Consider the following 22,965-nt stretch of genomic DNA (forward strand, 5'->3'; position numbering starts at 1 on the left):
AAGTGGAGCAGCTGACGCAGCACGACCCGAGACGGATCGGGCCCTTCGAGGTGCTGGGCCGGCTCGGTGCAGGTGGCATGGGTCTCGTCTATCTCGCGCGCTCGGCGTCCGGGCGGCGCGTGGCGATCAAGACCGTGCGGACCGAGCTCGCCGAGGACCAGCTGTTCCGCGTCCGCTTCACCCGTGAGGTCGAGGCCGCCCGGGCCGTCTCCGGTTTCTACACGGCCGCCGTCGTCGACGCCGACCCGCGCGCCGCCGTGCCGTGGCTTGCCACCGCCTACGTACCCGCGCCCTCCCTCGAAGAGATAGTGAACGAGTGCGGGCCGCTGCCGGCCCCGGCCGTGCGCTGGCTGGCCGCCGGGGTAGCCGAGGCCCTGCAGTCCATCCACGGCGCGGGCCTGGTCCACCGCGACCTGAAGCCGTCCAACGTCCTCGTCGTCGAGGACGGCCCCCGGGTGATCGACTTCGGTATCGCCTCGGGGGTCTCCAACACCCGGCTGACCATGACCAACGTCGCCGTCGGCACGCCCGCGTACATGTCGCCCGAGCAGGCGCGCGACTCGCGCAGCGTGACCGGCGCGAGCGATGTCTTCTCGCTCGGCTCGATGCTGGTCTTCGCCGCCACCGGTCATGCCCCCTTCCATGGCGCGAACCCCGTCGAGACGGTGTTCATGCTGCTCAGGGAGGGTCCGGACCTGGAGGGGCTGCCGGACGAGCTGCGTCCGCTCATCGAGTCCTGTATGCAGATGGACGTCTCGCGCCGTCCCACCCCGGCCGATCTCCAGGCCCAGCTCGCACCGCACCTCTTCGGCCCGGGCAGTGACGACAGCGGTACGGCGTCGGCTTGGCTGCCGCAGTCGGCCACCGCCATGATCGAGTCGCGCCGCGGCGGCCGCCCGAGCACGCCGCCGCCCCCGGCCGCCCCGCCCACCCCGCCGCGCCCGCCCCGGCAGGCGCCGGAGTGGGGCGGCGACCCGCGCCCCGGCCACGGCGGTGGTGGCGGCGGTGGCGGCCGGCACGCGGCCCCCGCCGAGTCCGGTGGTCCCGTACGGCTGGCCGGCGCCGCCGTCCCGATCGGCCCAGGCCCCCGGGTCGCCGACACCCGCGCCGCGATCGGCGGCGTGGTCGCCGAGGCCGGTACGGCCACCGGCTGGATCCGGCCGCCCGGCGGCGGTGCGAACGGCGCCGAGCCCGGCCCGCCGCCGGGTTCCCGCCCGCTGTCCGTACCCCCTCCGGCACAGGAGGCCGCGCCGGAGCCCGCACCGGAGCCCGCGCACTGGCGGCCCTGGCGCTTCCGGATGTCGAACGACGTCTGGGGCACCCCGGTCGTCGCCGGCGACCTGCTCTACGTGACCTCCTTCGAGGTGCACGCCCTGGACGTGGCCAGTGGCCGCCGCCAGTTCAAGACGCGGGACGTCGCCTGGTCGATGGCGGTGGCCCAGGGCCGTATCCACGCCTCCGACGGGCCCACGCTGTACGCCCTCGACGCGACCGACGGCAGCGAGCGCTGGCGGCTCCGGACGGACGCCTGGGTGTACTCCCTCAAGGTCGACCGGGGCACGGTCGTCACCGGCACGCGGGGCGGCGGCGTCCAGGGCTGGGAGGCCTCCAACGGCGCCAAGCTGTGGGAGATCACCGGCGCGCAGACCGACTTCGAGACCCCGGAGGCGGGGCCCGCCGTGCACGGCGACACGGTGTACGTGTGGCGGGACGCCCGGCTCCAGGCGCTTGACGCCCGTACGGGTGTGGAGCGCTGGTCGTACCCGGTCGGCGACGCCGCCTCGTGCGGCAACGTGCCGGTGCGGGTGGCTCCGGCGGAGGACGGCTGCGTGTACGTCGCGGCCGGTACGCGTGTCCTGTCGATCGACATCGCGGGCGGGCACGTCCGCTGGCACTTCGAGGCGCCCGCGGTCTTCCTCTCTCCGCCGGCCTTCGCGCCCGGCCCGGCGGTCACGGGCGGTGGGGTGTACCTCGCCGACTACCTCGGCACGGTGTACGCACTGGACGCGACGACCGGTCAGGACCGCTGGCGGATCGCGACCGAGTCCCGGCAGTCGGTCGAGCCGGTCCTGGTGGTCGACGGGAACGTCCATGTGGGCAGCGGCAGCGCGCTGTACACGCTCGACGCGGTCACCGGCACGCCGAAGTGGCGGTTCGCGGCGGGCGGCGAGCTGGTCGGCACGCCGGTCGTCGCCGACGGGCGGGTGCACTTCGGTTCGGCGGACCACGTCCTGTACACGCTGGACGCGACGGGCGGCCAGCTGCGCTGGAAGCTGGCGACCGGCGGCGAGATCACCGGCTCGCCGGTGGCGCGGGGCGGGGTGGTGTACGCGTGCAGCAAGGACCGGTGCGTGTACGCGCTCGACGCGGTGAAGGGCACGGCGACGGGGCGGAGCGCGGCGCCGAGGGTGTGAGCCTAGGCCCGGTGGTTCGGGGGCCCCTCGTGACGCGGGTCCCAGGCGGGTACGTCCATCGTCCGGGTGGGCGCGGGCTGATCGGGTGACACGTACGGGCCGTCGTCCTGCGTGGGGTGCGTGGGTTGCGTGGGGTGCGTCGGCTCCGGTTCGAGGGGCACGGTGTGCGGGCGGGTGCGGCCCGACATGACCACGGCGCCGATGAGGAGCAGTACCGCGCCTCCGAAGGCGTTGGCGACTCCGTCGCCGAGCCCCGTACCGTCGCCGCCGACCGAGAGGCTGCCCTCGGCCTGTCCGACCCGGACCATCCACAGGATGGTGAAGCCGAGCACGATCACTCCGGCGAGGGCGACGATCAGCCGGGAGCGCAGCACCACACCGAGCAGGGTGACGAGAGCCGCGAAGGCGAACGGGAGCAGGATCGAGCCGATCACCTCCGCCTTCGCGTCGGTGATGCCGCCGAACAGGTCCTCGATGCGGTAGTCGCTGCCGTGACGGCCGTCGTACCAGGCACGGAAGGGGCTCCAGACGGCGGCCGTCGCTCCGGCGAGGGCCAGAACCGAGCCGATGACGTTACGGACCATCGATCGGCCTCCTTCGGTCCGGCTCTCGGTCATGACGCTACGCCGGGTGAGGGGGGCCCGCCACGCGGCGCTAGGGTGGCGCGGACACGACAGAAGGAGCGGGAATGGCAACGGGGACGGCGCGCCGCAGGGGCCTGCGGCTCGCGGCGACGCTCACCGTGGTGGTGCTCGCGCTGACGGGCTTCCAGACGAGCTCCAGCGGGGGCAAGGGCGGCAGCGGCAAGAGCAAGAGCAGGAGCGGGAGTTCCGGCGGCGGCGGGGGCTGCTCCAGCTCCAAGAAGAAGAACAACGACTACGACCACGACGACGACCTGAGCGGCGGCTCCGGTGGCTCCGACCCGTACCCGACCGACTCCACCCCCACCCCCACCCCCACGGTCACCTCGTCCTCCGCTCCGGCCGAGGTGACGGTGGTGGATTGTGTGAAGTTCGCGCAGAAGAAGCGCAAAGGCCGACCGGCCCGGAAGGAGGACACCACCGCCAGTGTCCGGATCACCTCGCGGGCGTCGGTGACGCAGACCTTCCGCGTTGAGCTGGAGTTCCAGGACGCGGGAGGAATGAAGTGGGACGAGGCGTCCAAGGACGTCACCGTCGGGCCGGGGGAGACCAGGACCTTCGACATGGCGATGGAGTCGCCGAGCGCGGTCGACCGGGTCAGGACGTGTGAAATCGCAGGGATCTCCGTCCAGTAGGGTGACGTGCGCCCGTCAAGGACGGCGCATCTACTCCGCTCATTCGCACTCTGCACATTCAACGGGGGTTGAAGCGTGAAGCTTCGTCATGTCCGTGCCATCGCTGTCTTCGGCATCGCTCTGGTCGCGCTCACCGGCGCCCGCGGCTCCCACGGCGCCAGCTGCGGCGGCGGCAGCTCCAGCGGCTCCGGCGGTTCCAGCAGCTCCAGCAGCTCCGGCGGTTCCGACAGCAGCAGCTCCAGCAGCGGCGGCTCCGACAGCAGCAGCTCCAGCAGCGGTGGCGTGACCACCGGCGGCGTCGGCGGCTCGTCGAGGGACAAGGCGCAGCGCGACGTCCGCATCGACGAGTGCAAGCTCAGCGACGACCGCAAGAACCTGGTCGCCAAGGTGACGATCACCAACAGCGACTCCTCGGCATACGTCTACGACGTCTCGCTGCAGTTCAAGGGCGACCCGAGCGCCAGCGTCGCGATGGCGAAGGCCGACGACGTGCGCGTCGAGGCCGGTGCCTCGAAGACGGCCGAGGCGACCACCCCGTACACCGGCACCGGCGACGGCTCCGAGTACACCCGGTGCGTGGTCGTCGACGCCGACCGCACCATCGGCTGACCCGAGTCCCAGGGCGCTAGCGCAGCCGGAAGCCGCTCCCCCCGCCCCGCCCGGTGAACAGCTCGGCCTGCCGCTCCGCCGGCAGGTTCCCGAGCGTGACCAGGTGCGGGGCGTGGGCGAGGGCCTGAGCGCGGGCGGGCCCCTTGGCCGACCAGAGCGCCCTCACCGTGCCCTGGACCGCCTCCGTGGGGTATCCGGCGATGACGGCGGCGGCCCGGCGGGCGGCGGCCAGTGCCCCGCCGGGTTCCGTCAGTTCGGAGACGAGCCCCGTCTCGTACGCCCGCCGGGCCGAGATCCGCTCCGCGCTCCCCATCAGGGCCATCCGCGCGACTTCCCCGAACGGCATCTTCTGCGCCATGTGGATGGTCTCGAAGGCACTGACCATCCCGTAGGTGGTGTGCGGGTCGAAGAAGGTGGCGTCCTCGCCGGCGACGAGGAACTCGGCCTCGCCGAGGAGATAGAACGCGCCACCGCAGGCCATGCCCTCCACAGCGGCGACGACCGGTTTCCACAGGTCGTTCGCCTTGGGCCCGATGGCGATCAGCGGATCGTCGATCGTGTACGGGGAAGAAGGCTGCGGGATCCCCATGGCCGCCTCCCGGTCGATGCCGGTGCAGAAGGCCCGCTGCCCGGCGCCGGTGACGACGATCGCGCGTACGGTGTCGTCGTACCGGAACTCCCGCCATGCGTCGGTGAGTTGGCGGACCATGTCCAGGGTCAGGGCGTTGTGCTTCTCGGCCCGGCCGAGGGTGACGACGGCGACGCCGCTCTCCTTGTCGCGTACGACATCGATGGTCATCCGCGCTCCAGAAGCCAGCGGGGCACGGTCACGCCGTCGACCTCGGCGAACGCCACCTTCACGCCCGCCCCGATCCGCAGCCGGGCCGGGTCGACGGAGTTCAGGGGGGCGTCCGGGGTGGCGACGACGTTGCCGACGAGCCGGATGCGGGGCGCTTCGGCGAGCTCGACGACGACGGCGTTGTACGGGGCCTGGGCGGCGTAGTCGGGCAGGAGCGGCGGGTGGGGGAGCACGTACGACCAGATGCGGCCCCGCCCGGACATCAGCCGCCACTCGCTGTCGAAGGACTGGCAGTGCGGGCAGCAGGGCCGGGGCGGGAAGCGCAGCTCGCCGCAGCGGGCGCAGCCCTGGATCCGGAGTTCGCCACGGGCGGCGTACTCCCAGAAGGGCGCGCCGTCCTCGTCGACGACAGGAGCCAGCATGGTGTCCTCCTCAGTTCCTCAGCAGGATGGCCGATGTGGGGACGCCCTCGCCGGCGGTGACCAGGCAGGTGGCGGCGTCGGGGACCTGGGCGGTGGAGACGCCCCGGAGCTGCTTCACGCCTTCGTTGATGAGGTTGAAGCCGTGGACGTACGCCTCGCTGAGTCCGCCGCCACCGGTGTTGATCGGCAGCCGTCCGCCGGTCTCCAGAGCCCCTCCCTCCGTGAAGGCGGCTCCTTCTCCTCGCCCGCAGAAGCCGTAGCCCTCCAGGGAGAGGGGGATGAGCGGGGTGAACGCGTCGTAGATCTGCGCGACATCGACATCGTCAGGCGTGAAGTCGGCCTGTTTCCAGAGGTGTCGGGCGGCGGTCCAGGCGGGGCCGGTGAGCGGGTCGTCGTTCCAGTAGTTGACCATGCCGTGGTGCTGGGCGGGCAGGCCCTGGGCGGCGGCGTGGACGTACACGGGCTTCTGGCGGCAGTCGCGGGCCCGCTCGGCGCTCACGATCACGCACGCCAACGCCCCGTCCGTCTCCAGGCAGTTGTCGAAGAGGCAGAGGGGCTCGCTGATCCAGCGGGCGGTCATGTACATCTCGCGGGTGAGCGGCCGTTCGTACATGATCGCGGCGGGGTTCTGGTTGGCGCGGTTGCGGCAGGCGAGGGCGACGTTGAAGAGGTGGTCGCGGGTGGCGCCGTACTCGTGCATGTAGCGGCGGGCGAGCATGCCGATCTCGTCGGTGGGGCGGAGCAGCCCGAAGGGCCGGGTCCACTGGCCGGGGGTGGCGAGCTGGGCCTGCGTGTTGGTCCAGGGCCGGGGGCCGCTGCCCCGCTTGCGTGACCGCCAGGCGACGCCGACGCTCGCCTGCCCGGTGGCGACGGCGGCGGCGAGATGGCCGACGGTCGCGCAGGACCCGCCCCCGCCGTATCCCACCTTGCTGAAGAAGGTGACGTCACCGGCGCCGATGGCCTTGGCGACCTCGACCTCGTCGGTCTCCTCCATCGTGTACGAGGCGAAGGCGTCGACCTCGGAGGGGGCGATGCCGGCGTCGTCGAGGGCGGCGAGGATCGCCCGGCAGGCGAGGGTCTTCTCGGACTCGGGGAGCTGTTTGGCGAACGGTGTCTGTCCGATGCCGACGATGGCTGTGCGGTCCTTGAGCACGGCGCCCCCTCGCTGCTGTCATCTACTGACAGCGCGTCAGGCTACAGCTAATCTGACGGACAGTCAGCTCTTTGGAGGTTGGAGATGCGCGGTGACCTGGAATGGGGCTCCATAGCGGGGCTGGTGCACTCAGCGGCCGAACGGTACGGGACGGCGGAGGCGGTCGTCGAGGGCCGCACCCGGGTCTCGTACGCGGAGCTGGGCGCGCGCGTCGAACGTGCCGCCGCGGCCTGTATGGCAGCGGGCGTGGAGCCGGGCGACCGGGTCGCGATCTGGGCGCCGAACACCCTGGACTGGATCGTCTCGGCGCTCGGTGCGGTGACCGCGGGCGCGGTGCTCGTCCCGCTGAACACCCGCTTCAAGGGCACCGAGGCGGCGTACGTGCTGTCGCGGTCCCGGGCGAAGCTGCTCTTCGTCACGGGGACGTTCCTGGGGACCTCGTACGTCGCGTCCCTGCGCCGCGCCGAGGCCGAACTCCCGTACCTGGAACGGGTGGTGGTGCTGGGCGAGACGGCCCCGGACGACTACGTGACCTGGAAGTCGTTCCTGGCGGAGGGCGACGGGGTGAGCGGCGCGGAGGTCCGCGCGCGGGCGGACTCCCTGGACTCCTCCGCGCCCTCGGACATCATCTACACCTCGGGCACGACGGGCGCCCCGAAGGGAGCGGTGATCAGCCATGCCCAGACCCTTCGCTGCTACGACGTGTGGGCCGACCTCGCCGGTCTGCGGGAGGGCGACCGCTATCTGATCGTGAACCCGTTCTTCCACACCTTCGGCTACAAGGCCGGGATCATCGCGTGCCTGATGCGGGGCGCGGTGATGGTGCCGCAGCCGGTCTTCAACGTGGACACGGTCCTCGCCAACATCGCGGCGGAACGCATCTCGGTGCTGCCGGGCCCGCCGACGCTGCACCAGTCGCTCCTCGACCACCCTTCGCGATCGTCGTACGACCTCTCGGCCCTGCGTCTGGTGGTGACGGGCGCGGCGGTGGTGCCGCTGCGGCTGGTGGAGCGGCTGCGGGGCGAGCTGGGGGTGGGCACGGTCCTGACGGCGTACGGACTGTCCGAGGCGAGCGGGATCGTCACGATGTGCCGCCGGGGTGACCCGGCCGAGGTCATCGCCACGACCTCCGGCCGCCCGATCCCGGACACGGAGGTCCGTCTCTCGGCGGCGGGCGAGGTCCTGGTGCGCGGCCACAACGTGATGGCCGGCTACTTCGAGGACTCGGAGGCGACGGCGCGGGCGATCGACGAGGACGGCTGGCTGCACACGGGCGACGTGGGGGTCCTGGACGAGGCGGGCAACCTGCGGATCACGGACCGCATCAAGGACATGTTCATCGTGGGCGGCTTCAACGCCTACCCGGCGGAGATCGAGCAACTCCTCGGCCTGCACCCCGACATCGCGGACGTGGCGGTCATCGGCATCCCGGACGCGCGCCTGGGCGAGGTCGGCAAGGCGTTCGCGGTCCGGCGGCCGGGCGCGGTCCTGACGGCGGACGACCTGATCGCGTGGGCGCGGCGGGAGATGGCGAACTACAAGGTGCCGCGGGAGGTGGAGTTCGTGGGGGAGCTGCCGCGGAACGCGAGCGGGAAGGTGGTGAAGGGGGTGCTGCGGGCCCGGTAGGACGACCGGAGGCCGGGGAGATCCGGCTGCAACCAACTCCCCACGTGCACACGTCATATGGGCCACGAACCACAGCACGTCCATGTTCACGCAGGCAGTCGTTCCGCGCGCCACCGCCTCGGCCCGTGTGTGCCGGGCGTCCACAGCAGCCTCACCCTCTTGGAGCAGCCGGTGTCGTCGCCCTCGCCCGAACTCCCCATATCCCTGACCCCTCAACAGGCCGCCATGGGCGTGATTCTCACCGTCACCCTGCCGACCGGCCCCGCCCACATCCGTATCCCGCCGTGCCGCCACGGAGACCTCGTCCCGGCCCAGGTCGGCGACGGTGTGGTCCTCCTGCGCATCAGCGTCACGGGGCCCGCCCAGCCACCGCGCAGGTCGGGGGCGCTGGGCTGTCTGGTGACGCTCGGGGTGATCGGCGCCGTGATCGCCGCGCTGGCCCTGACGAACGACGACGACTCCGCACCTGCGGCGTCCCCGACGATCTCCGCGGCCCCGACGACGTCCCTGGCCCCCACCCCCACAGCGACGACGGAGCCCCCGCCGGACCCGTACACGAAGGGCACCTGCCTCAACGGCCGGCTCCCGGACTCGACGACGGCGCAGAGCGTGGACGACATCGAGGAGGTCGACTGCTCGGCATCGGACGCGCACTACCGCGTGATCGAGACGATCCCCCTGACCTCGGACCTGAACCGCTGCAACGACAACCCGAAGACCCAGTACGCGTTCTCGTCCCGGTACACGATCAACGGTGCGACGATCAACGAGTACGTGTACTGCCTGGTGGGGATCGGGTCGTTCGCGCGCTAGCGCCGGAGGACCACGATGCCGTGCGCCTCGTGGACCCGCCGCCACCCCAGCCCTTCCGCCCTGCGCAGCACGGCAGCGACCGCGCCGGGCGGGAAGGCGTCCCTGGTGTCCGCCACGATCCACTCCACCGGCGCGCCCCGGTCGAGCACCCCCTCGGCCACGAGATGCACCCGCGCGCGATCGGTGAGGTGGGGCGCGAGGCTGTTGCTCGCCGCGACACGGGCCCCGTCCGGGATCAGTGCGAGCGCGGCGCGGGCGGCGACCTGGCGCGGACCGTCCCGCCAGAAGCCCGGCGTGGCCACGTCGCGCAGCGGCTGGCCGGGCAGGAGCACGAGCGCGACGACCAGCGGGGCGAGGTGGGGGAGCCGTACGCCGGGGATCCGTATCCCCCGGCGGAGGGCGTCGGTCAGGGCGGCGAAGGCGATCGGGACGAGGACGGCGGAGTAGTGCAGCCCCGGCCCCCAGTAGGCGGGGTTGGGGGAGGTGAACCGCCACGCCAGGGTGGGCAGCAGGAGCCAGGCGAGCGGGCTGCGCAGGACCAGGCCGGCCGTGACGGCCAGGAGCGCGGCGAGGGTGAGCGACTTCACCGACCACCCGTCGAACACCCCGTACACGTACGGCTGGTTGAGGTACCCGTAGCGGCCGTCCGGGGCCCACGCGGGCAGCGCGACGCCCACGACGAGCGCTGTCGACGCGGTGGCGAACGCGCAGAGCGCGAGACCGGCACGGCGATGGTGCCGCATCAGCAGCAGGCCGAACACGGCTGCGGTGGCGCCCAGATCCTCCTTGACCAGCACCAGAGAGCCGGCCCAGGAGGCCGCCGCGACCCAGCGCCCGTCGAGGAGGGCGCGGCAGGCCAGGGCCAGCAGGGGGACGGCGAAGGCGACTTCGTGGAAGTCGAAGCCGGCGAGCTGCTGCAGACCCCAGCACAGCCCGTACGCGAGCCCGATCGCCACAGCCGCGCCCGACCGGGCCAGATGGCGCTGGGCGGTGCGCGAGACGACGTACGTCGAGAGCGCGATGAGCCCCGCCTGCGCGAGAAGCAGCACCTCGACGTGCGGCACGAGGCGGTAGAGCGGCCCCAACAGGGCGAGGACCGGATGGAAGTGGTCGCCGAGCAGCGGATACGCGTCGCCGACGAAGCCGGGCGGGGCCGTCGCCGTACGGATCTCGGAGGCGGGGAGGCGGAGTTCGGCGTAGGCGCGGACGCCCTGACCGAAGATGCCGAGGTCGTAGCCGGTGGTGCCGAATCGCTGGTGCTCGCGCAGGGAGTAGGCGGCGTAGAGGACGAGGACGGCGGTGGCGACGAGCGCGGGCGAGGTGCGGGGGAGGCGGGGAGCCGTGTCACGGGCGGGGGCCGGGGCGGGTGTGGGGGCCGGGGTGGCCAGCAGGTGCATGCCGGGGACTCTGACCGCCGACCCCTGAGGAGCGGCTGAGGAAGGCTGAGGATTTCCTCAGCCTGTCGTTCGGCGCGGAGGCGATACTCCCCGTATGAGGTTGCTGGTGATCGAGGACGAGGAGCGGCTCGCCGCGTCGTTGCGCCGTGGGCTTTCGGCTGTCGGCTACACCGTCGACGTGGCCCACGACGGTGTGACGGGCCTGCACCTGGCACGGGAGCACCGATATGCCGCGATCCTGCTCGATCTGATGCTGCCCGGGCTCAACGGCTACCAGGTCTGCTCGCGGCTGCGCGCCGACGGGATCGAGGTGCCGGTGATGATGCTGACGGCGAAGAACGGTGAGTACGACGAGGCCGAGGGCCTCGACACCGGAGCCGACGACTACCTGGCCAAGCCCTTCTCGTACGTCGTCCTCGAGGCCCGCTTGCGGGCGCTGCTGCGCCGCGGCGGCTCCCGCGCCCGGCCCGCGGTTCTGGCCTGTGGGGACCTCTGGCTGGATCCGGCTCATCGGTCCTGCGGGAGAGGGGAGAGCGCGATCGCGCTGACGCCCAAGGAGTTCGCCGTGCTGCAGACGTTGATGCAGCGGATGGACGAGGTGGTGCCGAAGCTCGACATCCTCGACGAGGTGTGGTCGGCGGATTTCACGGGCGATCCGAACATCGTGCAGGTCTACATCAGCGCCGTGCGCCGGAAGGTCGATCTCCCCTTCGGGAGGGAGACGATCGAGACGGTGCGGGGTGGCGGCTACCGGGTGTCGGGGTACGCGCGTGGCTGAGCGGCGGATGCGTGCGGTGTGGGCCGCGGGGGCGGCGGCCTGGCTGGTCGTGGTGGGGGCGGTGGTGTGGCTGGAGTACGCGGACCGCCGCGCGGGCCCGCTGCCGCCGGAGGGTCCGGAGCGCTTCACCACGGATCGTGTCGGCCCGCAGATCGAGCTGCTGGCCTGGCCGGGATTCCTGGTCGGAGCGGTGGCCGTCGCGGTGGTGTGCCTGCTGGCGGGGCGCGGTCTCCCCAGGGCGGTACGGATCCGGACCACGTTCGTCGCGGGCGGGACCTCGGGAGCGCTGTACGGCACGTACGTGTCGTGGCTCGTGGAGGAGAACCCGATCCAGCCGTGGTTCGTGGCCGAAGAGGCCCTCCGCTGGGGCCTGATGTTCATCGGCCCTTCGGCGGGGGTGCTGACGGCGGCGGCGGTGTGGACCGCGCTGGGGAGGGGTGCGGGCCGGGTCTCCTTCGCCGGACGTCTCGTCCTGACGGCGGGGGGCGCGACGGGTGCGCTGTCTCTGAGCGGGGTGTATCTGCTCAGGCAGGCGAGGGTGGAGGGCGCGGAGCAGAACATCGACGAGGTTCTGTGGATCGCCCTGACCTCGGGGGTGCCCCTCGTCGCCCTGTTCACCGGGATCCTCGTGCACGTGGCGGCGGCGCGGGCGCTGCGTCCGGTGGAGGCGATCCGGCGGGAGCTGGAGGACATCACCAGCCACTCCCTGGACCGGCGGGTCCCGGTCCCGGCGACGGACGACGTGATCGGCCGCCTGGCCCGGACGACGAACGACACGCTCGACCGGCTGGAGCAGGCGTCGGCGCGGCAGCAGCAGTTCGTCGCCGACGCGGCCCACGAACTGCGCAGCCCGCTCGCGGCCCTGCGGGCCCAGCTCGAATCGGCGCTCCGGCATCCCGATGGCGTCGCGTGGCCGACTGTCCTGGACGCCGCCGCCGCGGATGTCGTACGGCTCCAGGCGCTGGCGGACGACCTGCTGCTACTGGCGGGCATGGACGGCACCCGGCATCGCGCCCGCGCGGTGGAGGACGTCGACCTGTCGGCACTCGCGGAGGATCTCGTACGGGAACACCAGCACTTGCCGGAGGCCGGGAGGCTGAAGTTGCTCTGTGAGACGGACGGCCCGGCCCGAGTCACCGGCGACGCAGGCCAGTTGGAACGGCTGGTCCGGAACGTCCTCGGCAACGCCTGCCGCCATGCGGTCTCCGCCGTGACGGTGACGGTACGGACCGACGGAGACTCCGTCGCCCTGGAGGTCCTGGACGACGGCGCCGGTATCCCACCGGCCGACCGCCATCGCGTCTTCGAACGCTTCACCCGCCTCGACGAGTCCCGCACCCGCGCGGAGGGCGGTGCCGGCCTGGGCCTCCCGATCGCGCTGGAGATCGCGGTGCGCCATGGGGGGACGCTGGGGATCGGGGAGAGCGTGCGGGGTGCGCGGTTGATGGCGAGCCTGCCGATGGGTGACGCAGGTCACTCGTGACGCTGGTATGGTGACCGGTATGGCAACGAAGAAATACACGGTCACCCTGCCGGAGGAGCTGGCTGAGGAGATCCGCGGGGAAGTGGGTCCGGGCGGCTTCAGTGCGTACGTCACGCATGCCATAAGGCGACAGCGGGAGCAGGATCGGCTGGGGGAGCTGGTGGGCTGGATGCTGGAAGAGGGCGGTCCGCTCACCGACGAGGAGCTGGCGGCCGCCGACGCGGAGTTCCGCGAGAACGAGAAGTGGCACGAGGAGCGGATGGCGCGGGAGCGGGAGGAGGCCGAGGCTGAGTCCGAGGCTGCCGCCCAGGCCGCCGTCTTCCAGACTCCGGAGGAGCGGCGGGCCGAAGCGGCATGAGTGAGATCTGCTACGTCCTGGACAGCGAGGGCCTGTCCAGGGCGGCCATGCGCGACCGCGAGATGTCCGGCCGCCTCTTCAAGGCTCACCGCGCGGGTGTCCGCGTGGTGACCAGCTCGATGACGCTGATCGAGGCGTACCACTCCAAGGTCCCTTACGCGGCCTGGAAGTGGACGCTCTCCCACGTCGTCGTGGAACCCGTCACGGAGGACGTCGCAAACGCCGCGATCAGCCTTCTGAAGAGCGCGGGCCTTCACGGCCACAAGTACGCCATCGACGCGGCGCTCGCCGTGGTCGCGGGGCGGCAGCGGGGACAGGTGACGCTCTACACGTCGGACGAGGACGACATGCGGCAGCTGTGCGGGCCGAACGTGATGATCCGGGCGGTCTGAGGGCCTCCCTTTCAGGCGGCCGTGCGCCAGCTCCACGACACAGCGGCGGCGTGGTGGCGCGTCAGGACACCACCGGCTTCGCCGTCGCCGCGATGATTCCTTCCAGGAAGTCCTGCCCCGGCTCCTCCCACGGCGGCAGCTCCGGAACCTCGCGGATGATCTCGAACGCCTCGTCGATCAGCGCACTGTGGATCGCAGGGCCGTGACAGGACGCCGCGGTCTCGATGCCGAGGTCCTGGACGCGGTCCACGTGCTTCCCGAACTTCTCGGTGTCCAGCCATAGATGCCAGGGGTGGTTCAGCCTGTTGCCGAGGAGCATGCCGTCACGCCAGGCCTTCCGGTCCAGGTCGGCGGCGTCTTCGGCGGGGTGGGGGAGGGCCGTGGCGAAGGTGTCGGCCGCCCAGTAGACCCGCGTCGTGGGGTCGAACAGTCCGCGGGTCGTCGGGTTGTCGAAGAACGGCGGCCTGACCGCGACGAGCGTGCGGTCCCCGGCTGTGAAACTCTCGCCGTCGCGCACCCAGCGGGAGCGGTTGAACGGCATCCAGAACTCCTCGGTGTCGATGGCGTAGCGGGCCATCGAGAACCACGTCGTCACCAGGGTGGCGTTCGGGCAGGCGGCCATGACCTGACGGACGTTTCCCGCGTGGTCGTGGTCGTCGTGGGTCAGGAAGACCCACCGCACGTCGGCCGGATCGACGAGGCTCCAGGCGTGATCCAGCCACTGCTGCCGGTTGGACGGCGCACCGGTGTCGACGAGTACGGGCTCGCTGCCGGTGATCACCATCGAGTTGACGTAGAACATGCCGACCGGCGGCGCCTCAAGCAGCTGCGGGATGACATAGGTCTCGGGTGCGACCCTGTACGGCTCGACCTTCGGCTCAAAGATTCCTTCGGCGCTGGTCATGGCCCCGCCTCCTCGTGACGGCATGCGTGACCGATCGGTGTGAGACCCGTAGGACACACCGAGGTCCTGGGTCCTCTACTCCATCCTGCGCACGTCACACATGCGGGCACCACTGGGGACACGGGTGTCCGGTGTTCCGTGGACAGAACGGAGGGGCCGGGCAGTGGCCCGGCCCCTCCGTCTTGCGCGTCCGGTCGCGGCGCGCCGCGCGCTCTGTCTGCTGAGGTCCCCCCAGACCCGGCAGATGTCCCCCGAGCGCGTGCGCGGCTCGCTTCCGGACGGTTACGGCCCCGGCGACTCCCCCGTTGGTGCCGCCGCGGCCGTACCCCGTGGGGGAGTGGTCTACTTGGCCGGCTCCGACGTGATGTGGATGTTGTCCGTCGTCGCGGTGCCGCCGTCCGCGCCTTCGCCCGTGATGTGGATGTTCTTGATGCCGATCTTCTCGGCTATCGCGGAGTCGACGGTCTCGCCCTCGGTGATGTGAATGTTCTTCGTCGTGATGTCCGAGGTCTCGCCGCCACCCGTGATGTGGATGTTCGTGGGCTTGATGGTCTGATCGTCGCTCATCGTCAACTCCTTGGCGCTTCTGAGTGATGGGTCTGAGAGATCCGCCCGGCTGTTCCCCCGCGGACGGCCGGGCGGACCTCTGTTCAGGGCCGTTCACCTTAGTGCTGTGGAGCGACGGCCTCATCGGCGACCCGTCTGCCCCCCGACGCGACGGATCGACTGCTGCACAGCATGTCGGACCGCGATAAACGAACGATGAACGCCCAGTGCAGCGCGTCAGGCCGCGGCCGGGGTCAGTAGCCTGCGTACGGCGACGGCCTCGGGCGAGCCCAGAGACTCGAACACTTCCAGCGCGTCACGCCAGCAGACCTCCGCGCGGCCGGTCTGCCCGATGCCGCTGAGGGCCTGCCCCAGGACGGTCAGAACATTGCCTCGCCGCCACTCGCCGCCGACACCCCGCAGGACGGTCAGTGCCATCTCGGCGTTGGACGCGGCCTGGGCGTAACGGCCTTCGGTGACTTCGGCCTCGGCAAGCCGGAAGAGCGTCATGCCCTCCCACAGCCGCTGGCGGCTGTCACGGAAGACGTCCAGTGCCTCGCTCAGTCGTTGCGCCGCCAGGCCGAACTGACCGCTCTGGGCCAGGGCGACGCCCAGCGCGTAACGGCCGTTGGCGCCCTTGAGGGCATGCCCGAGGCTGTCGTACATCTCGGTGCCCTGCTGCGCGAGGCTGACCGCACTCTCCGTACGGCCGGTGATCAGGTGGATCCGGGACAGGTTGCACAGCGCGCTCGCCTCGCCGGCGAGGTCCCTGCAGCGGCGGAAGTGGCTGATGGCGCGGGTGAAGTGCTTCTCGGCGTCGTCGTGGCGGTTCTGGTAGAACGCCATGACTCCGAGGATGTTCGGTGCCCAGCACAAGGGCTGCGCGTCGTTGACCGACTCGGCCAGTCGCATGGCTGTATGGGCTTCCACGTCCGCCTGGTCGAAGCGGCCCGAGACATGGTGGCCGTACGCGAGCGTGATCGATGCCCTGCACTCCGCGAGGACGTCGCCGGCCGCCTCCGCCGCGTCCCGGAGCGTCGCCGCCACCGCCTCGTACTCCTTCGAGTTCGCGCCCGACTCCGCCAGGTCCAGCGACGCCCAGAGCAGGTCCACCGCCCGCCGCAGCGTCGTCCCCGAGCCCGCCGACTGCCTGACGCATGCCAGGACGCAGTTCGCCTCCGCGTACAGCCAGTCCTGGGCGTCGTGGCGGTCCGTGAAGGTCAGGCCCTCGTAGTCCGTGCGTTCCAGGTGGTCGACCAGGCGGTCGCCCGGGCGCTCGATCGCGTAGACCCTCGCCGCCGTCGACAGGTAGAAGTCGAGGAGGCGGGAGAGGGCGAGTTCCCGCTCCACCGGCGGCTGTTCGTCGCGTTCCGCGCATGCACGCGCGTAGAGGCGCACCAGGTCGTGGTAGCGGTAGCGGCCCGGGGCGGCCGATTCCAGGAGGGACGTGTCGACCAGGGCCTCCAGGAGGTCCTCCGTGGACTGGGGCGGGAGGTCGAGGACCGCCGCGGCGGCTGCCAGGGAGATGTCCGGGCCGTCCGCGAGGCCGAGGAGGCGGAAGGCGCGGGCCTGGGCGGGCTCCAGCTGGCCGTAGCCGAGTTCGAAGGTGGCCTTGACCGCGAGGTCGCCCGCCTGGAGTTCGTCCAGGCGGCGGCGCTCGTCGGCGAGCTTCGCCGCCAGGACCGCCACCGTCCAGGTGCGGCGCGCCGCCAGGCGGGAGGCGGCGATACGGATCGCCAGCGGGAGGAAGCCGCAGGCCGCGACCACGTCGAGGGCCGCCTCGCGCTCCGCCGAGACGCGCTCCGCGCCCACGATGCGCGTGAAGAGCTGGAGCGCCTCCTCCGGCGACATGACGTCGAGGTCCACCAGGTGCGCGCCCGCCAGGTCCACCATCCGGATACGGCTGGTCACCAGCGCCGCGCAGCCCGCCGTGCCAGGCAGGAGGGGGCGGATCTGGGCCGCGTCCCTGGCGTTGTCCAGGAGCACGAGGATCCGGCGGCCGTCCAGCGTCGAGCGGTACAGCGCCGACCGCTCCTCCAGTGAGTCGGGGATCGAGGAGTCCGGAGTGCCCAGGGCTCTGAGGAAAGCGCCCAGGACCGTCTCGGGCGCCGCAGCACGCGAGCCCGCGCCCTGGAGGTCGACGTACAGCTGGCCGTCCGGGAAGTGCGGGCGCGCCGCGTGCGCCACGTGCACGGCGAGCGTCGTCTTGCCGACGCCCCCGATGCCCGCGAGCGCCGAGACCGCCATCACGGAACCCTCGGCACTGGCAAGGCGGGCGCCCAGTTCCCGTACGAAAGAGGTACGGCCCGTGAAGTCGGGCACCGTCGCCGGGAGTTGCGCAGGGCGGGCCACGGACGGCGCCGGCGCCGGGTCCTCGACCGGGCGGGCCAGTTCGGCGTCGGCCTGGAGGATCCGCTGCTGGAGGCGGGACAGCTCCGGGTTCGGGTCGACGCCCAGCTCGTCGGCGAGGAGCCGGCGGGTGTCCGCGTACACGGCCAGCGCCTCGGCCTGCCGGCCGCTGCGGTACAGCGCCAGCATGAGCAGTTCGCGCAGGCGCTCCCGCAGGGGGTGCGCGGCCGTCAGCGCGGTCAGCTCGGAGACCGTCTCCGCGTGCGCGCCGGCCTCCAGGTCCATGTCCAGGCGGGTTTCGAGGAGCTGGAGCCGCCACTCCTCAAGGCGCGCGCGCTGGGTCTCGGCGTACGGGCCCGGGACCGAGGCGAGGGGCTCGCCGTCCCACAGGCCGAGGGACTTGTTGATCAGGGCGCGTGCCTCGCTGCGCTTCCCGGCCGCCCGCAGCTTCTCCGCGTCGGCGGCCAGCTCCTGGGCGACGTTCAGGTCGAGGGCGGAGGAGTCCGTACGGATCGCGTAGCCGCCCGACTCGCTGACCAGGACCCCGGGGCCGAGGATCTTGCGCAGCCGCGAGGCGTACGTCCGTACCGCCGCAAGCGCCTGCGAGGGGGGCTCGTCGCCCCAGATGGCGTCGATCAGCTCGGCGGCCGTGGCCGTGCGCCCGTCGCGCAGCAGCAGTGCGGCGAGCAGGGCCCGCTGCTGGGGGGAGCCGGAGGGCAGGGCCGTGCCGTCCCGCCAGGCGCGTACGGGGCCGAGCACGCTGAAGCGCAGGTCGTCCGTGGGGACTCGACCTGTCAGCGGAGCCCGCTGCTCCGGAACGCGCGGGCCGTTCTCACGGTCCATAGCTCCCCCTGCCGTACCGCTGGTTTCGCCCTGGACAGTCTGCCTTGTCCGGAGGGGATGCGTCAGCATCGGGTGACTGTCTGCACAAGTCCTGCCACAGATTCAGCCGACCCTGTGAGCTGACGGAGCGTCAGATCGGCGCTACCGTGACACGCATGGAGACCTTCCCGAGCTTCCCGAGCTTCCCCAGGATCATCTCGGTGGACGACCACACCGTGGAGCCGCCCCACGTCTGGCGGGACCGGCTCCCGTCCCGGTACCAGGACACCGGCCCCCGGATCGTCCGTGCGCCGCTGAAGGAAATGACCTTCCTCGGTGGCAAGTTCGCACCCGTGATGGGCGCGAAGGGCGACGACGGGCCGGTCGGCGACTGGTGGGTGTACGAGGATCTGCACCGGCCGCTCACCCGCCTCGACACCGCCGTCGGCTACGACAGGGACGAGATACGGCTGGAAGTCATCACGTACGAGCAGATGCGGCCCGGCTCCTACAGCGTGCCCGACCGGCTGGCCGACATGGACGTCAACCACGTCCAGTCCGCGCTCTGCTTCCCCACCTTCCCGCGCTTCTGCGGGCAGACCTTCACCGAGGCGAGCGACCGCGAGCTCGGGCTGCTCGGGGTCCGGGCGTACAACGACTGGATGGTGGAGGAGTGGTGCGGTCCGGAGGCGCACGGCCGCCTCATCCCGCTCACCCTCATCCCCCTCTGGGACGCCGAGCTCGCCGCCGCGGAGGTCAGGAGGAACGCCGCCCGGGGGGTGCGCGCCGTCGCGTTCTCGGAGATCCCGCCGCACCTCGGGCTGCCGTCGATCCACACCGACTACTGGGACCCGTTCCTGCGGGCCTGCGACGAGACGGGCACCGTCGTCGCCATGCACATCGGCTCCTCCAGCCGGATGCCGTCCACCTCCGCCGACGCCCCGCCGGCCGTCGGCTCCACCATCACCTTCGCCAACTGCTGCTTCTCGATGGTCGACTGGCTGATGAGCGGGAAGTTCGAGCGCTTCCCGAACCTGAAGGTGATGTACGCGGAGGGGCAGATCGGCTGGATCCCGTACATCCTGGAGCGCGCGGACGTGGTCTGGGAGGAGAACCGCGGCTGGGGCGGCGTCGCCGAGAAGGTGCTGCGCCCGCCGTCGGAGCTGTTCGCCGAGCACGTATACGGCTGCTTCTTCGACGACGCCTTCGGGCTGCGGAACCTCGACGCGATCGGGGTGGGAAACGTGCTGTACGAGACGGACTACCCGCACTCCGACTCCACCTGGCCCAAGTCCCGCGAGGTCGGCGAGGCGCAGATGGGCCACCTGGCACCGGACGTCGTCGAACGGATCGTGCGCGGCAACGCGATCGATCTGCTCGGACTGACCGAGGAAGGGCTCTGGGTGCCGTAGGGGGATTGAGGCCGCCGCTCATCCAGCCGGGCGGCGGCGGCCTCGCCCCGGGTCCGTTCTGGCGCGGCCCTTGCCTGATGGTGTGTCAGCTATGACTATGGGGGCCCTTCGTTGTCTGACGTATCGTCAGTTAAGGGGTCCCCATGGTGGTCTACGGGATGCAGCTCCCGGTTCAGTCGCAGAGCACCCTCTACGCCGAGCCCTGGGAGGCCGCCGCCGGGCCCGCTGATCTGGTGGAGATCGCCCGCGTCGCCGACCGGGCCGGGTTCGACTACATCGCCAGTTGCGACCACGTCGCCATCCCGCGCCGGCTCGCCGGGCCGATGGGGACCGTCTGGTACGACCCGGTCGCCACCCTCTCCTTCCTGGCCGCCGCCACCGAGCGCGTCCGGCTGCTCTCGCATGTCGCCGTCGTCGGTCTGCGCCACCCCCTGGTGACCGCCAAGGCGTACGCGACCCTCGACCATCTCTCCGGCGGGCGGCTGGTCCTCGGGGTCGGGGCCGGGCATGTGCGGGAGGAGTTCGAGGCCGTCGGGGCGGACTTCGCCGGGCGCGGGGGCGTCCTCGACGAGACCATCGACGCGCTCCGGGCGGCCCTCGGGCCGGCGGAGTTCCCGGTGCACGCGGGCGAGCGCTTCGCCTTCCAGGACCTCGGGCAGCTGCCCCGGCCCGCCCAGGAACGGGTGCCCGTCTGGGTCGGCGGCTCCTCGCCGGCCGCCGTGCGCCGGGCCGCGCTCAAGGGCGACGGCTGGCTGCCGCAGGGGGACCCGAGGGACAAGCTGGCCGCGCAGATCGACCGGCTGAAGCGGCTCCGGGAGGACGCCGGGATCGCCGAGCCGGTCACCGTCGGGGCCATCACCGAGGCCCTGTACGTCGGAGAGGCCGGCTGGGAGGTCGGGCGGCGGACGCTGACCGGCAAGCCGGAGGCCCTCGCCGAGTCGCTGAACGCGTACGGCGCGATGGGCGTGCATCAGATCCAGGTCCGGTTCCGCTCCCGGAGCCGTACCGAACTCACCGATCAGATGGCGGCGTTCGCCGCCGAGGTCGCCCCCCACCTGAGCTGAGGAGTTGGACGGACATGGGCAAGCTGGACGGGCGGGTCGTCGTCGTCACAGGCGCGGCGCGTGGGCAGGGCGAGCAGGAGGCGCGGCTCTTCGCCGCCGAGGGGGCGCGGGTCGTCCTCGGTGACGTACTCGACGACCAAGGACAGGCGCTCGCCAAGGAGTTGGGGGAGGAGCGGGCGGTCTACGTCCACCTCGACGTCACGAAGGAGGAGGACTGGACGCGCGCGGTCGCCGTCGCCAAGGAACGCTTCGGGCGGATCGACGGACTCGTCAACAACGCGGGCATCCTGCGCTTCAACGAGCTGGTCTCCACGCCTCTGGACGAGTTCCAGACGATCGTCTCGGTCAACCAGGTCGGCTGCTTCCTGGGGATACGGACGGTCGCGCCCGAGATCGAGGCGGCCGGCGGCGGAACGATCGTCAACACGGCCTCGTACACGGGCCTGACAGGCATGGCGGGCGTCGGCGCGTACGCCGCGACCAAGCATGCGGTGCTCGGGCTGACCCGTGTCGCGGCCCTGGAGCTCGCGGCCAGAGGGATCCGGGTCAACGCGGTCTGCCCGGGGGCCATCGACACCCCGATGAGCAACCCGGAGGGCGTCGATCCGGAGGCGACGGCCGGGCTGTACAAGCAGCTCGTGCCGATGGGGCGGATCGGGAAGCCCGAGGAGGTGGCCGCGCTCGCGCTCTTCCTGACCGCCGGCGACTCCTCGTACATCACCGGGCAGCCGTTCGTCATCGACGGTGGATGGCTGGCGGGCGTCAGCCTGTTCTGACGAGTCTGACGAGTCTGACGGTTCATCAGGTATTGACGCACCTGCCGTGCGGTGCGAAAGTCGGGCACATCGAGAATCTGACGGTACGTCAGAAACAAGAGGACGGTGAACCCCCTTGGAATTCGGGATCTTCGTACAGGGATACGTCGGCAAGCGCGCCGAGACCGATCCCGAAGCCGAGCACAAGGCGCTGATGGAGGAGACCGAGTACGTCATCCAGGCGGACACGTCCGGGTTCAAGTACGCCTGGGCCTCCGAGCACCACTTCCTGGAGGAGTACTCGCACCTCTCGGCGAACGACGTCTACCTGGGCTACCTCGCCCACGCCACCGACCGGATCCACCTCGGCTCGGGCATCTTCAACCCCCTCGCGCCCGTGAACCACCCGGTCAAGGTCGCCGAGAAGGTCGCCATGCTCGACCATCTCTCCCAGGGCCGCTTCGAGTTCGGCTCGGGGCGCGGGGCGGGCTCTCACGAGATCCTCGGGTTCATGCCGGGCATCACCGACATGAACCACACGAAGGAGATCTGGGAGGAGACGATCGCCGAGTTCCCCAAGATGTGGCTCCAGGACGAGTACGTCGGCTTCCAGGGCAAGCACTGGTCGCTTCCGCCGAGGAAGGTCCTGCCGAAGCCGTACGGGAAGTCCCACCCGGCCATGTGGTACGCGGCCGGGTCGCCGTCCTCGTACGCGATGGCGGGGAAGAAGGGGCTGGGGGTGCTTGGCTTCAGTGTGCAGAAGGTCTCCGACATGGAGTGGGTCGTCGAGTCGTACAAGACGGCGATCAAGGAGGCGGTCGCCGTCGGCGATTTCGTCAACGACAACGTGATGGTCACGTCGACGGCGATCTGTGCCGAGACGCACGAGAAGGCGGTCGAGATCGCGGTCGGGGGTGGGCTGAACTATCTGCAGTCGCTGCTGTTCCGGTACCACGACACCTTCCCGCGGCCGGAGGGCATCCCGGAGTGGCCGGAGCTGCTGCCCGAGTACTCGGCGGAGATCATCGAGCTGCTCATCCAGGAGGAGCTGATGATCTGCGGCGATCCGGGCGAGGTGCTCGCGCAGTGCAAGCGGTGGGAGCAGGCGGGGGCGGATCAGCTGTCGTTCGGGCTGCCGATCGGGGTGTCGTACGAGGACACGATGAACACGATCAGGCTGATCGGGGAGCACGTGATCCCGAAGATCGACACGGACCCGGTCCACCGCACGACCCGCTTCCGCGGGGCCGCGGGGTCCTGACGGGGGCGGTGCCCCCACCCACGCCCGTGCGGGCAGTCGTCCTGCTACCCCCGCCCCCCGTGCGTGCGCGTCCCGCTACCCCGTCCCCGTGCGGGTGCGTCCCGCCACCCCGCCCACCCCCGTGTGGGCAATCGTCCCGCTGGGGCGGGACGGGTGGGCACACGGGACGGCGCCCCTGCGGGCGCGTCCGCTCCAAGGCCCCCCGCACACCGAGGCCGTTGCGCTGTACAGGCCCTTGGGGTGGGCGTAGGGGCACGGGGCGGAGGCGCCCGCAAAGGCGCCGTCCGTTGTGCCCACCCGTTCCGCCCCAGCGGAACGAATGCCCACAACGG

General features: G+C 71.5%; 21 protein-coding genes. 13 read left to right on the plus strand and 8 right to left on the minus strand.

What is annotated here, in order from left to right:
* The first annotated feature begins 2 nt into the window (after positions 1-2).
* Positions 3-2,414 (plus strand): protein serine/threonine kinase AfsK, encoded by a 2,412-nt coding sequence (afsK, locus tag ACZ4VI_RS32420; protein WP_468005119.1) that lies wholly within the window; start codon positions 3-5, stop codon positions 2,412-2,414.
* A gap of 2 nt (positions 2,415-2,416) precedes the next feature.
* Here afsK and ACZ4VI_RS32425 read toward each other — a convergent pair whose 3' ends face one another.
* Positions 2,417-2,998 carry a hypothetical protein gene (locus ACZ4VI_RS32425; RefSeq protein WP_468005120.1) on the minus strand — a complete coding sequence of 194 codons (582 nt, stop codon included), beginning with the start codon at positions 2,996-2,998 and terminating at the stop codon, positions 2,417-2,419.
* Positions 2,999-3,102: 104 nt separating this feature from the next.
* Between ACZ4VI_RS32425 and ACZ4VI_RS32430 the strand changes: the two genes are divergently transcribed.
* Together ACZ4VI_RS32430 and ACZ4VI_RS32435 are read left to right on the plus strand one after the other, a co-directional pair.
* Positions 3,103-3,690, plus strand: a complete 588-nt coding sequence (locus ACZ4VI_RS32430) for a hypothetical protein (RefSeq protein ID WP_468005122.1) — start codon at positions 3,103-3,105, stop codon at positions 3,688-3,690.
* A 75-nt stretch (positions 3,691-3,765) separates the two neighbouring features.
* Positions 3,766-4,299, plus strand: coding sequence for a hypothetical protein (locus ACZ4VI_RS32435; RefSeq protein ID WP_468005124.1), 534 nt, complete (start codon positions 3,766-3,768; stop codon positions 4,297-4,299).
* Between the two features lie 16 nt (positions 4,300-4,315).
* Here ACZ4VI_RS32435 and ACZ4VI_RS32440 read toward each other — a convergent pair whose 3' ends face one another.
* The 3 genes from ACZ4VI_RS32440 to ACZ4VI_RS32450 are packed head-to-tail and all read right to left on the minus strand — an operon-like array spanning position 4,316 to position 6,673.
* The gene (locus ACZ4VI_RS32440; RefSeq protein WP_468005126.1) at positions 4,316-5,098 is read right to left on the minus strand and encodes an enoyl-CoA hydratase/isomerase family protein; all 783 of its coding nucleotides are present in this window, start codon (positions 5,096-5,098) and stop codon (positions 4,316-4,318) included.
* Positions 5,095-5,520 (minus strand): Zn-ribbon domain-containing OB-fold protein, encoded by a 426-nt coding sequence (locus ACZ4VI_RS32445; protein WP_468005128.1) that lies wholly within the window; start codon positions 5,518-5,520, stop codon positions 5,095-5,097. Before ACZ4VI_RS32445 ends, ACZ4VI_RS32440 begins: the two co-directional genes overlap by 4 nt.
* A gap of 10 nt (positions 5,521-5,530) precedes the next feature.
* Complete coding sequence (locus ACZ4VI_RS32450; RefSeq protein WP_468005130.1) at positions 5,531-6,673, minus strand: lipid-transfer protein; 1,143 nt, start codon at positions 6,671-6,673, stop codon at positions 5,531-5,533.
* 84 nt (positions 6,674-6,757) lie between these two features.
* Between ACZ4VI_RS32450 and ACZ4VI_RS32455 the strand changes: the two genes are divergently transcribed.
* Positions 6,758-8,299, plus strand: a complete 1,542-nt coding sequence (locus ACZ4VI_RS32455) for a FadD3 family acyl-CoA ligase (RefSeq protein WP_468005131.1) — start codon at positions 6,758-6,760, stop codon at positions 8,297-8,299.
* A gap of 159 nt (positions 8,300-8,458) precedes the next feature.
* The gene (locus ACZ4VI_RS32460) at positions 8,459-9,112 is read left to right on the plus strand and encodes an LppU/SCO3897 family protein (RefSeq protein WP_468005132.1); all 654 of its coding nucleotides are present in this window, start codon (positions 8,459-8,461) and stop codon (positions 9,110-9,112) included.
* On the opposite strand, the gene ACZ4VI_RS32465 is transcribed toward ACZ4VI_RS32460, so the two are convergent.
* Positions 9,109-10,509, minus strand: coding sequence for a DUF2079 domain-containing protein (locus ACZ4VI_RS32465; protein WP_468005134.1), 1,401 nt, complete (start codon positions 10,507-10,509; stop codon positions 9,109-9,111). The two genes, ACZ4VI_RS32460 and ACZ4VI_RS32465, sit on opposite strands and share 4 nt — an antisense overlap.
* 94 nt (positions 10,510-10,603) lie before the next feature.
* Between ACZ4VI_RS32465 and ACZ4VI_RS32470 the strand changes: the two genes are divergently transcribed.
* The 4 genes from ACZ4VI_RS32470 to ACZ4VI_RS32485 are packed head-to-tail and all read left to right on the plus strand — an operon-like array spanning position 10,604 to position 13,520.
* Positions 10,604-11,287, plus strand: coding sequence for a response regulator transcription factor (locus ACZ4VI_RS32470; RefSeq protein WP_468005136.1), 684 nt, complete (start codon positions 10,604-10,606; stop codon positions 11,285-11,287).
* A complete protein-coding gene (locus tag ACZ4VI_RS32475) occupies positions 11,280-12,770 on the plus strand; it encodes a sensor histidine kinase (protein WP_468005138.1) in 1,491 nt (496 codons plus the stop codon). The genes ACZ4VI_RS32470 and ACZ4VI_RS32475 overlap by 8 nt, the downstream gene beginning before the upstream one ends.
* Before the next feature lie 19 nt (positions 12,771-12,789).
* Complete coding sequence (locus ACZ4VI_RS32480; RefSeq protein ID WP_468005140.1) at positions 12,790-13,128, plus strand: ribbon-helix-helix domain-containing protein; 339 nt, start codon at positions 12,790-12,792, stop codon at positions 13,126-13,128.
* A complete protein-coding gene (locus ACZ4VI_RS32485) occupies positions 13,125-13,520 on the plus strand; it encodes a hypothetical protein (RefSeq protein WP_468005142.1) in 396 nt (131 codons plus the stop codon). Before ACZ4VI_RS32480 ends, ACZ4VI_RS32485 begins: the two co-directional genes overlap by 4 nt.
* Before the next feature lie 61 nt (positions 13,521-13,581).
* Here ACZ4VI_RS32485 and ACZ4VI_RS32490 read toward each other — a convergent pair whose 3' ends face one another.
* From ACZ4VI_RS32490 to afsR, 3 genes are all read right to left on the minus strand, one after another.
* A complete protein-coding gene (locus tag ACZ4VI_RS32490) occupies positions 13,582-14,424 on the minus strand; it encodes an MBL fold metallo-hydrolase (protein WP_468005144.1) in 843 nt (280 codons plus the stop codon).
* Positions 14,425-14,766: 342 nt separating this feature from the next.
* Complete coding sequence (locus ACZ4VI_RS32495; RefSeq protein ID WP_468005146.1) at positions 14,767-14,991, minus strand: hypothetical protein; 225 nt, start codon at positions 14,989-14,991, stop codon at positions 14,767-14,769.
* Positions 14,992-15,207: 216 nt separating this feature from the next.
* Positions 15,208-18,162: an SARP-family global regulator AfsR gene (afsR, locus tag ACZ4VI_RS32500; RefSeq protein ID WP_468005148.1), complete on the minus strand. Its 2,955-nt coding sequence runs from the start codon at positions 18,160-18,162 to the stop codon at positions 15,208-15,210.
* Positions 18,163-18,317: 155 nt separating this feature from the next.
* Between afsR and ACZ4VI_RS32505 the strand changes: the two genes are divergently transcribed.
* The 4 genes from ACZ4VI_RS32505 to ACZ4VI_RS32520 all read left to right on the plus strand — a co-directional run bounded on the left by ACZ4VI_RS32505 (position 18,318) and on the right by ACZ4VI_RS32520 (position 22,633).
* Positions 18,318-19,553: an amidohydrolase family protein gene (locus tag ACZ4VI_RS32505; protein WP_468005149.1), complete on the plus strand. Its 1,236-nt coding sequence runs from the start codon at positions 18,318-18,320 to the stop codon at positions 19,551-19,553.
* 143 nt (positions 19,554-19,696) lie between these two features.
* Positions 19,697-20,617, plus strand: a complete 921-nt coding sequence (locus tag ACZ4VI_RS32510) for a TIGR03619 family F420-dependent LLM class oxidoreductase (RefSeq protein ID WP_468005151.1) — start codon at positions 19,697-19,699, stop codon at positions 20,615-20,617.
* Positions 20,618-20,631: 14 nt separating this feature from the next.
* Positions 20,632-21,393, plus strand: coding sequence for an SDR family NAD(P)-dependent oxidoreductase (locus ACZ4VI_RS32515; protein ID WP_468005153.1), 762 nt, complete (start codon positions 20,632-20,634; stop codon positions 21,391-21,393).
* 115 nt (positions 21,394-21,508) lie between these two features.
* Positions 21,509-22,633 (plus strand): LLM class flavin-dependent oxidoreductase, encoded by a 1,125-nt coding sequence (locus ACZ4VI_RS32520; RefSeq protein WP_468005155.1) that lies wholly within the window; start codon positions 21,509-21,511, stop codon positions 22,631-22,633.
* The last annotated feature ends 332 nt before the right edge of the window (positions 22,634-22,965 follow it).

The sequence above is a fragment of the Streptomyces sp. NPDC029169 genome (assembly GCF_055563935.1).